Here is a 10,366-nt window from a genome sequence, read left to right as displayed (position 1 = left end):
GCTCGTCAGCGGCGAATTCGGACCAGGAAGCCATACGGACATCCTATCGAACATGTGTACGAACGCGTAGTCCGACACGCAGGTCACCCGGTCCGCTCGATATGGTGTGCCGATGCTGCTCTCCGACCGCGACCTGGTCTCCGAGATCAAGGCGGGCACGCTCGCGCTGGAGCCCTTCGAGCCCACACTGGTGCAGCCGTCCAGCATCGACGTGCGGCTCGACAAGCTGTTCCGGGTCTTCAACAACCACCTGTACACGCACATCGACCCGGCGATCCAGCAGGACGAGCTCACCTCGATGGTCGAGGTGCCCGAGGGTGAGCCGTTCGTGCTGCACCCCGGCGAGTTCGTGCTCGCCTCCACGCTGGAGGTCATCTCGCTGGGCGACCAGCTCGCCGGGCGCCTGGAGGGCAAATCCAGCCTGGGCCGGCTCGGCCTGCTCACCCACTCGACCGCCGGCTTCATCGACCCGGGCTTCTCCGGTCACGTGACGCTGGAGCTGTCGAACGTGGCGAACCTGCCGATCACGCTCTGGCCCGGGATGAAGATCGGCCAGCTCTGCATCTTCCGGCTCTCGTCCCCGGCCGAGCACCCGTACGGCTCCGCCGTCTACGGGTCGCGCTACCAGGGCCAGCGCGGGCCGACCCCGAGCCGCTCCTGGCAGCACTGGCGCACCTGGCCCACCCGCTGACGCCGGGCCGGGCCCCCGGCACCCCGGGAGCCCGGCGCGCGCTCAGCCCGGCCGGCCGTAGCTGTTGACCGGCCCGTCGTCGACCCGCTTCATCTTGATCGGCACCCCGGCCTGGGAGGCGTGCACCACCCAGCCGCCGCCGACGTACATGCCGACGTGGTGCAGGTCGGCGTAGTAGAAGACCAGATCGCCGGCGCGCAGGTCGGCCCGGCTGACCCGGGCGGTCACCTGCCGCTGCTGGCGGGCGTTGTGCGGCAGCGAGACACCGGCCTTCGCCCACGCCGCGAGCATCAGTCCGGAGCAGTCGTACGAGTTGGGGCCCTCGGCGCCCCAGACGTACGGCTTGCCGATCTGCGCGCAGGCGAACTTGACCGCCGTGCCGGCCGGGCCGCCGGGGTAGCCGGCCGGGCACGGGGCCGGGCGCAGGGCGCCTCCGCCACCCTTGCCGTACACCTTGAGTCGCAGTTTCTGCAGCCGGTCGATCTCGGCGTTGATCTGCTTCTTCTTCGCGGCGAGCTGGGCCTCGGTGCGGGTCAGCTGGGCGACCATCTCGTCCAGCGGCGCCTTCTCCGCGGCCAGCTTGTCCCGCAGCTCCTTGACGGCCCGCACGTCGCGCTGCTGGCGCTGGGCGAACCGGTCGAGCAGTTCGAGCTGGTCGACCAGTTCGGCGGGGGAGCTGCTGCCGAGCAGGGCGTTGACGGCGGAGAGGTTCTCCCCCTTGTACGCCTCGGCGGCGAGCCCGGTGACCTGGTTCATCGCGAGGTCGACCTGGAGTTGCAGCGGCTCGATGCGCTTGGTCAGCGCGTCGGCCTGCCGGCGCTTGGCGGCCAGGTCCTGACGGGTGGCGTTGTGCTGCTCGATGATCGGTTCGAGCCTGTTCCAGTCCTGGTCGATCTGCCGCTCGATCTCGGCGACCGAGGGGTCGGCGTGGGCCGCCGTGGCAACGCCGGTCAGTACGACGGCGGCACCGGCGAGGGCGGCGAGGACGGTGGTGAAGCGGGACCAGCGTGGGCGCGGCGCAGCCGTCAGTCGGGCGACCTGGGTCGACCGGTACGACGGTGGCCGCGGGGCATGGTGTGCCACCGGGCTCCGGGCTCCTTCTTCCGCGACCGCCTACCGGGTTAGCTGACGGGTTCGGGCGGGAAGGGAGCGCCCTACCGCAGTGGCTGCGGATTCACCCCGGCTTACCTGGGTCCCCGGCTCGCCTGGCGGCGATTCGGCGGTGCCGGCCACTGCCGCCCGGGTTGGACGGACCTGTCGCGGCCGACGAAGGACCAGAGTAGAGACGACTGTTATCGATCCGCAACCCGCCATGCCGTGCGGGGTCCCGGATACGCGAAACCCCCGGTCGGTCGACCGGGGGTTCGCGGCGGGCTCGGGTCAGTTCGGTCGTCGGAAGCCGGCGACCGGCATGTAGTCGATGCTGGTGACCTGGACCGGCTTGCCGGTCCGTGGCGCGTGGACCATCAGCCCGCTGCCCAGATAGAGACCCACGTGGTGCAGGTCGCTGAAGAAGAAGACCAGGTCACCGGGGCGCGCCTCGGAGCGCGGGATGGACCTGCCCTCGTTCCACTGGGCGCCGGTGTGGTGGGTCAGGTAGATGCCGGCGGCCTTGTAGGCGTACTGGGTGAGGCCGGAGCAGTCGAACGAGTCCGGCCCGTCGGCACCCCAGACGTACGGGTCACCGACCTGCTGACAGGCCACCCGGATGGCGGTCTGCGCGGCGGAACTCACCACGCCCTTGACGGTCGGGCAGCCAGCCACCTTGACGACGGTCTTCGGCATCGAGGCCTGGAGCCGCTTGATCTCGGAGTTGATCTGCGCCTTCTTGGCGGCCAGCTCCTTCTCCTGCTTGACCTCCGCGGCGATCAGCCCGTCGAGCTTCTGCTTCTCGCCGTCGTACTTCTGCCGGGCCTTGATGACGACCTGCAGCTCCTTGCGCTCCTGCGCGGCGAGGCGGTCGAGGATGGTCAGCTGCTCGGTCAGGGTGCCCGGCTTGGCGCTGACCAGCAGCGCGCCGATGTCCTGCGAGGGGCCCGTCATGTAGTACCGGGAGGCGAGGTCGCCCACCCGGTTCATGGCCAGCTCGGTCTGCAGGGCCAGCGGCTGGATCTTCTTCTCCAGCTCCGCCGACTTCTTGCGGTTGACCTTGAGCTGCGCGCGGACCTGGTTGTACTGCTCGATGGTCGGCTCGAGCTGTTCCCACTGCTTGTCGATCGCCGCCTCGATCTCCTCCGGCGTGGGCGCGGCATGCGCCGGCACGGCGAACATCCCGGCGCCGACGACCACCGCCGCGACCAGTGTGAGCAGGCGGCGGGCGACCCGGCGCAGGCCGGCGGGCTGAGTGGGCGGACGACCCTGGGCGTGACGATGAGGGGGCATGGTTGCCACCGGCACCGACTCCTTAGCGACCGACCGCCGGGCGCCTCACTGAGGGGAAGACGGAGGCAGACGACCCACAGCGGTCGGTGCCCCACATTAGGGAAGGCTCCGTACGAATTCAAGGTGGGTCATTACGGCATCACGCCTGCGCAACCACTTGCACACAAAGGGTGTTCGCTCATTTTCCAACGACGGCAGTCAATACGTCGTCCAATGTCACCACGCCGAGGGGCCGGCGACCGTCGCTCACCAGCACCATGTGCCGCCGCTCGCGCCGCATCGCCAGCAGCAGGTCGGCCAGCGTACGGTCCGGTGGCACCACCGCCAGCGGCCGGTAGACGTCGGCGGGCACCGGGGCCCGGCGGGACGCCCCGGCGTACCCGAGGACGTCCTTGACGTGCACGAAGCCGAGCACCCGGCGGGTCGACCGCTGCACCACCGGGAAGCGGGACCGGCCGGTCCGGGTGGCCAGCACCTCCAGCGACGCCGGTGAGACGTCCTCGGCCACCGTGGTCACCGTCGACCAGGGTTGCAGGGCGTCCGCGGCGGTCCGCCGGTGCAGGGCCAGCGCCCCGGTGATGCGGGCGTGCTCCTCCGCGTCCAGCAGACCCTCGGTGCGCGCCTGCGACACCAGCCCGGCGAGTTCCTCCGCGGTGAACACCGTCTTCACCGCCTCGGTCGCCTCCACCCGCCACAGCCACAGCACCTGGCGGGCCGCCCACTTCATCGCCACCAGCAGCGGCTTGGTGGCCACGCAGAACGCCAGCATGGCCGGCCCGAGCCAGAGCGCGGACGGCTCCGGCCCGGCCAGGGTGATGTTCTTCGGCACCATCTCGCCGACCACGGTGTGCAGGAAGACCACCACCGCGAGGGCGATCAGGAACGACAGCGGGTGGACCGCCGAGGTCGCAGCCTCAGCGCGTGGAACGCCGGTTCCATCAGGTGGGCCAGGGCCGGCTCGGCGATCGCCCCGAGCCCCAGCGAGCAGACGGTGATGCCGAGCTGCGCCCCGGCGATCATCAGCGGGATCTGGTTCATCGCCGACAGCGCCCAGCGGGCCCGCCGGGAGGTCGCCGCGAGCGGTTCCACCACGGTACGGCGGGACGCGATCAGCGCGAACTCACTGCCCACGAAGAACGCGTTGCCGAGCAGCAACGCCAGGGCGACCAGCAGCTCAGTCATCGCCGTCCGGCTCCTCCGGGCGCACGACGCGGACCTGCTCGATCCGGTGCCGCTCCACCTCGACCACGGTGAACTCGTACCCGGACTCCTCGACCGTCTCGCCGGGCACCGGGATGTGGCCCAGCCGCGCCATCAGGAACCCGGCCAGCGTCTCGTACGGGCCCTCGGGCAGCCGGAAGCCGGTCTGCTCGGCCAGCTCGTCCTCGCGGAGCACCCCGTCGAGCAGGACGGTCCGTTCGCCGCCCGGCACGGTCAGCTCGGCCGCACCGGCGTCGTCCACCGCGTCCGGGTCGAACTCGTCGGCGATCTCGCCGACCAGCTCCTCGACCAGGTCCTCGATGGTGACCACGCCGTCGGTGCCGCCGTACTCGTCGACCACGATGGCCAGGTCGGCGCCGGCGTCCTTCAGCGCGGCCAGCACGCCGTCGAGGTCCAGGCTCTCCGGCACGTACACCGGTTCGCGGGCCACCGCCGCGACGGTGGTGGAGGCGCGGCGGGCCAACGGCACCCCGAGCGCGTCCGGTACGCCGGCGACCCCGGTGACCAGGTCGAGGGTCTCCTCGTACACCGGGAAGCGGGTCCGTCCGGTCTGCCGGGACGCCTCCAGCAGCTCGGCCACGGTGGCGGTGGCGCGCAGCGCGACCACGTCGACCCGGGGGGTCATCGCCTCGGCGGCGCGCTTGTCGCCGAAGCGGATGGTGCGGCGCAGCAGCATGGCGATGTCCGGCGGCAGCGCGCCGGCCCGGGCCGAGATGGCCGCCAGCAGCCCCAGCTCCTCCGGGGAGCGGGCGCTGGCCAACTCCTCCTGCGGCTCCACGCCGAGCGCCCGGACCAGCCGGTTCGCCGACCCGTTCAGCGCCCGGATCAGCCAGCCGAAGGTCCGGGAGAAGCGGTGCATCGGGCCGGCGGTGGCCAGGGCGGCGGGCATCGGCCGGGCCAGCGCGAGGTTCTTCGGCACCAGCTCGCCGAAGAGCATCGAGAGCAGGGTTGCCAGCGCCAGGGCGAGCAGCGGGCCGAACCGTTCCGCCCCGCCCACCGGCCGCAGCACCGGGGCGAAGAGCCGGGCCAGCGCCGGCTCGGCGAGATACCCGGTGAGCAGCGCGGTGAGGGTGATGCCGAGCTGCGCCCCGGAGAGCTGGAAGGAGAGCTCGCGCAGCGCCCGGCGTACCGTGGCCGCCGCGCCGTCCCCGGCGTCGGCGCGCCGGTCAATCTCCGCCCGATCGACGGTGACCAGGGCGAATTCGGCCGCGACGAAGAACGCGTTGCCGGCGGTCAGCAGGACGAAGCCGACCAGGGGCAACAGCGTGCCGAGCAACAGGCCGTCGATGAGCGAGATTGTTCCACGGCCGCTCGCGGCGCACGAGTTCACCCGAGGTGGCCCTGGTGGCCCGTGATTAACGTGGACGCATGCCGACCCTCACCCTCGCCGAGGAACTGGTCCTGCTCGCCCACGACGACGCCGGCACCAACCGGCTCGGCCGGCCGCGCCTCGACTACGGCCTGGTCGGGGCGGTCCTGCTCGACCTGGCCCTGGCCGGCCGGGTGACGGTGGCCGACGACCGGCTGTCGGTGACCGACCCGACCCCGACGGGCCACCCGGTGCTGGACGACGCCCTCGCCACCCTCGCCGCCGGCGAGAAGCGCCGCAAGCCGAAGGACTGGATGAGCCGGTTGGCCAAGGGCCTGCCAGACCGGGTGCTGGCGGGCCTGGTCGACCGCGGGGTGCTGCGCCGCGAGTCCGACCGGGTGCTGCTGGTCTTTCCGCCTACCCGCCATCCGTCGCCGACCGGCGCGGAGCCGGCGGCCGAGACGGCCGCCCGGCGGCGGATGCTCGACGCGGTGGCCACCGACGGCCCGGTCGACGCCCGGACGGCCGCGCTGATCGGTCTCGCCCGCGCGGTGGGGCTGGACCGCACCCTCTTCCGGGAGGTGCCGAAGGAGCGGCTGACGGCCCGGGTGGCGGAGATCGCCGCCGGGGACTGGGCGTCCGCGGCGACGAAGAAGGCGATCGAGGAAACCCAGGCCGCCGTCCCGGTGGCCACCACGGCCGCGATCGTCACCACCACCGTCTCCTGAGCACGACGATGGCGGTGGCACCTGGTGGGTGCCACCGCCGTCGGGTGTCCGGTGATCCGGGGGTACGCCTCAGCCGGCGACCGGCTCGGTCTCCTTGTCGCCCTGCGTCTGCTCGGGCTTGACCGAGCGGAGCAGCACGCTGGCCACGTCGATGACCTCGACCTGCTCGCCGGCGCCCTTGCCGTTCACCCCGTCGTTGAGCATCGTCGAGCAGAACGGGCAGCCGACGGCGACCGTCCGCGCTCCGGTGGCCATGGCCTCCTCGACCCGGTCCACGTTGATCCGCTTGCCGATCTTCTCCTCCATCCACATCCGGGCGCCGCCGGCGCCGCAGCAGAAGGAGCGCTCGCTGTTGCGCGGCATCTCGGTGAGCTCGCCGGCGATCGCGTCGCCCAGCACCTCACGCGGCGCGGCGAAGACCCGGTTATGCCGGCCCAGGTAGCAGGGGTCGTGGTAGGTGACCCCGCCGTCCACCGGCTGCACCGGGGTCAGCTTGCCGGTCGAGACCAGGTGCGCCAGGAGCTGGGTGTGGTGCACGACCTCGAACTCGCCGCCGAGCTGGCCGTACTCGTTGCCCAGCGTGTTGAAGCAGTGCGGGCAGGTGGCCACGATCTTGCGCTTGGCCTTCTCCCGACCCTCGAACGCCTCGTTCAGGGTCTCGACGTTCTGCTGGGCGAGCATCTGGAAGACGAACTCGTTGCCGATCCGGCGGGCCGGGTCGCCCGAGCAGGTCTCGCCCTCGCCGAGGATGGCGAACGTGACGCCCGCCTCGTTGAGCAGCGTGGCGACCGCGCGGGTGGTCTTCTTGGCCCGGTCCTCGAACGCGCCGGCGCAGCCGACCCAGAACAGGTACTCGAAGTCGTCCACCTCGCCGACCCGCGGCACCTCGAAGTCGAGGCCCTTGGTCCAGTCCTCGCGGGTGTTCTGCGGGGCGCCCCACGGGTTGCCCTTGTTCTCCAGGTTGCGGAGCATGACGCCGGCCTCGGACGGGAAGCTCGACTCGATCAGCACCTGGTAGCGGCGCATGTCGACGATGTGGTCGACGTGCTCGATGTCGACCGGGCACTGCTCGACGCAGGCGCCGCAGGTGGTGCAGGACCAGAGCACGTCGGGGTCGATGACCCCGCCCTCCTCGGCGGTGCCGATCAGCGGCTTGTCGGCCTCGGCCAGGGCCAGCACGTCGACGTGGGCGAGCTGCGCGGCGGTGGCCTTCTCCTCGCCGGTGAGGTCCTTGCCGCCGCCGGCCAGCAGGTACGGCGCCTTGGCGTACGCGTGGTCGCGCAGGCTCAGGATCAGCAGCTTCGGCGACAGCGGCTTGCCGGTGTTCCAGGCCGGGCACTGCGACTGGCAGCGGCCGCACTCGGTGCAGGTGCTGAAGTCCAGCAGGCCCTTCCAGGTGAACTGCTCGACCTGGGCGACGCCGAACTGGTCCTTCTCCGGGTCGGCCTCCTCGAAGTCGAGCGGCTTGCCCTCGCTCATCATCGGCCGCAGGGCCCCGAGGCCGAGCCGGCGGGCTTGGCCGGCTCCCGCTTGAAGAAGATGTTGGGGAACGCCAGGAAGCGGTGCCAGGCGACACCCATGGTCACGTTCAGCGAGATGACGATCAGCCAGGTCATCGAGATGGCGATCTTGATGAGCGCGGCGACGCTGGCGCCGTCCTGCCAGTCGGGCAGCACCGCCCCGACCGCGTGGCTGACCGGGGTGGCCCAGACCGGGTACTCGAAGTGGTCGGTGGCGACCTTGAAGCCCCGGATCACGAACCCGAAGATCAGGACCAGCAGCACGATCCACTCGACGAAGTAGCCCTGCCACATCGTCGAGCCGGTGAACCGGGAGCGACCGCCCGGCCGGGTGGGACGGTTGCGCAGCCGGATCGCCATCAGCACCACGATGCCGACCAGGCCCAGCACGCCGATGACCTCGGTGGCCAGGCCGAAGACCGTCCAGTGCCCGATGATCGGCAGCCCGCCGGTCGGGGTGACCACCTCGAAGTACGCCTCGAGCACCAGCAGCGACAGCACGATGAAGCCGACCATCACGAACCAGTGCGCGGCACCCACCACGCTCCACTTGAGCATGCGGGTGTGGCCGGCGGTCTCCACCAGCATGGTCCTGGTGCGGGCGCCCTTGTCGGTGAACCGCTCCGGGGCGGGTTGCCCGAGCCGGATGACGGCCGTCATCTTCATGACCGCGCGCACCGCAAGCCACACCGCCACGGCGGTGATGGCGGCCGCGAGGATCGTGGTGACGATCTGGACGCTGCCCATCGAGTTGGCCTCCCGGTCTGCTGCCTGTCGAGCGGCTCGGCGACCGGGTGGCCGGTGTCAGGACGTCACCGGCGTCGCGCCGCTACCACCTGATCGACCGGGCCGGTCGATGACCTCGCTCCGCTCGGTCATGCAGTGCAGCCTACGCGCAAGGTTACCCAGCAGTAACGTGAGTCTTCTCGCACCCGGCCACGCCGCCCTGCGCACACCATAGGGTGCCCGGCGCCGGAGCGCCGGGCAGGGTTCCGCGAAGGTGACGTGGTCGTCCGACGGCGGCGCCGGAGGCGCCGCCGTCCTCAGCGCCAGCAGGAAGAGTCAGCGCCAGCGGGAGAGCAGGATCAGCGAGGCGACCATCGCGCCGAAGCCGACGGCCAGGTTCCAGTAGCCCCAGGTGGCGACCGGGTACTCCTGCTCGGAGAGGTAATAGACCACCAGCCAGCCGATGCCACCGACGATCAGCGCGACCGCGGTCGCCGGCAGCCACACCGGGCTAGGCTTGCGCGTCGCCGCCGTGCTCGTCGGACGCACGTCCGTCGGCGGGGTGTACACCTTCTTCTTGCGGACCTGAGACTTGGGCACGACGCTCTCCAGAGGGGGTGACGACCTCGTCCGGCCTGACAACCGGGCGCGGGGGCGACGGTCCATGGCCAATAATGTTCGACAGCTAGCGTAGTCCGGACGGCCCGTCCAAGCCACGAATGGGGTCAGGCCGGTGCGCGGAGTGACCGGAAAGAGGGAAACGCCCCGGCGCACCCGCGCCCGTCGGCGTCGTGGCGGGCACCAACCAGACGAGGCGGAGGGAACGCTCGGTGGAGTACACATCCGGCGCGGCGTCCTGGCAGAAGGCCATGCGGCGCGCGGTCGCCGCGCTCCTGCCACGACGTGGGCGGCAGCGGCGACCGGGCTGGTCGATCGGGGTGCCGCTGATCGCCGCCGCGGCCGGGCTGCTCTTCACCACCACCGCCACCACCGCCGGCGGCACCGCCCTGCGGGAGGACCGGCGGCCCCAGCTGACCCAGTTGATCGAGGACCGGCGCGAGCAGGTGGCGGCCAGCGAGTTGCGGGCCGCCCGGCTGCGCGCCGAGGTCGAGAGCCAGACCGCCGCGCTGGCCGACACCGACGGCCCCGTGAAGGAGCAGCGCGACCGGGCCGGGCGCAGCCTGGAGGCCGCCGGGTTCACCGCGCTGTCCGGGCCGGGCGTGACCGTCGAACTGAACGACGCGCCCCGCCGCAATGACCAGACTCTGCCCAAGGACGCGACCAACGACGACCTGGTCGTTCACCAGGGCGACGTGCAGGCGGTGGTGAACGCGCTCTGGGCCGGCGGCGCGGAGGCCATGTCAATCATGAACGTCCGCGTGCTGTCCACCAGCGCGGTACGCTGCGTGGGTAACACCCTGCTGCTGCACGGCCGGGTGTACTCGCCACCGTTCAAGATCGTAGCAATCGGCGATCCCGCTGCCCTCCAGCAGGCCCTCGCCGGCTCTGAGGGAGTCGGGTTGTTCAAGCAGGCGGTCGAGCACTATCAGCTGGGCTACAAGGAGACCGTCTCCTCCGTGACCGTGCCGGCCTTCGAGGACTCCACCGCGCTGCGATCGGCGACGGTGCCCCGATGAGTCCCGACGGCAGGGACCCGCGCCACCGCGACCGGAGCGACGAGGAGACCGCGGTCATCCCCAAGGTCGAGGGCTCGACCCCGCCGGCCCGCCGCAACAACTGGCCCGACCCGGTGCTGCCGCCGCGCTCGTCCCCGAACCGGCCGCCGACC

Annotated in this window: 7 protein-coding genes, 2 pseudogenes and 1 riboswitch; of the genes and pseudogenes, 3 read left to right on the top strand and 6 right to left on the bottom strand. The window is 71.5% G+C overall.

The annotated features are described in order from the left end of the window. Positions 1 to 112 precede the first annotated feature (112 nt). Entirely contained in the window at positions 113 to 691 is a 579-nt protein-coding gene (dcd, locus tag JNW89_RS17250) for a dCTP deaminase (RefSeq protein ID WP_179802511.1), read from the top strand. 42 nt (positions 692 to 733) lie between these two features. Here dcd and JNW89_RS17245 read toward each other — a convergent pair whose 3' ends face one another. The 4 genes and pseudogenes from JNW89_RS17245 to JNW89_RS17230 all read right to left on the bottom strand — a co-directional run bounded on the left by JNW89_RS17245 (position 734) and on the right by JNW89_RS17230 (position 5,555). Further along, complete coding sequence (locus JNW89_RS17245) at positions 734 to 1,774, bottom strand: NlpC/P60 family protein (RefSeq protein WP_238449697.1); 1,041 nt, start codon at positions 1,772 to 1,774, stop codon at positions 734 to 736. Positions 1,775 to 1,786: 12 nt separating this feature from the next. Next, a riboswitch (cyclic di-AMP (ydaO/yuaA leader) is annotated at positions 1,787 to 1,923 on the bottom strand. Between the two features lie 148 nt (positions 1,924 to 2,071). Further along, the gene (locus tag JNW89_RS17240) at positions 2,072 to 3,088 is read right to left on the bottom strand and encodes an NlpC/P60 family protein (protein ID WP_238449696.1); all 1,017 of its coding nucleotides are present in this window, start codon (positions 3,086 to 3,088) and stop codon (positions 2,072 to 2,074) included. 163 nt (positions 3,089 to 3,251) lie between these two features. Continuing rightward, a pseudogene (locus tag JNW89_RS17235) lies at positions 3,252 to 4,255 on the bottom strand (hemolysin family protein). Continuing rightward, entirely contained in the window at positions 4,248 to 5,555 is a 1,308-nt protein-coding gene (locus tag JNW89_RS17230) for a hemolysin family protein (RefSeq protein ID WP_238449698.1), read from the bottom strand. Before JNW89_RS17230 ends, JNW89_RS17235 begins: the two are co-directional and overlap by 8 nt. Positions 5,556 to 5,662: 107 nt before the next feature. Here JNW89_RS17230 and JNW89_RS17225 point away from each other — a divergent pair, with 107 nt between their 5' ends. Continuing rightward, on the top strand, positions 5,663 to 6,331 hold the full coding sequence (locus JNW89_RS17225; RefSeq protein WP_238449695.1) for a GPP34 family phosphoprotein: 669 nt from the start codon (positions 5,663 to 5,665) through the stop codon (positions 6,329 to 6,331). Between the two features lie 69 nt (positions 6,332 to 6,400). On the opposite strand, the pseudogene JNW89_RS17220 reads toward JNW89_RS17225, so the two are convergent. Together JNW89_RS17220 and JNW89_RS17215 are read right to left on the bottom strand one after the other, a co-directional pair. Beyond that, positions 6,401 to 8,598 (bottom strand): annotated as a pseudogene (locus JNW89_RS17220) ((Fe-S)-binding protein). Between the two features lie 315 nt (positions 8,599 to 8,913). After that, positions 8,914 to 9,177, bottom strand: a complete 264-nt coding sequence (locus tag JNW89_RS17215) for a cell division protein CrgA (protein WP_088959592.1) — start codon at positions 9,175 to 9,177, stop codon at positions 8,914 to 8,916. A 230-nt stretch (positions 9,178 to 9,407) separates the two neighbouring features. Between JNW89_RS17215 and JNW89_RS17210 the strand changes: the two genes are divergently transcribed. Then, on the top strand, positions 9,408 to 10,214 hold the full coding sequence (locus JNW89_RS17210) for a DUF881 domain-containing protein (protein ID WP_238449694.1): 807 nt from the start codon (positions 9,408 to 9,410) through the stop codon (positions 10,212 to 10,214). Positions 10,215 to 10,366 lie beyond the last annotated feature (152 nt).

This window comes from Micromonospora sp. 4G55 (assembly GCF_016803375.1).
Note: the sequence above shows the minus strand (reverse complement) of the source record. Positions and strands in the feature narration are given on the sequence as shown.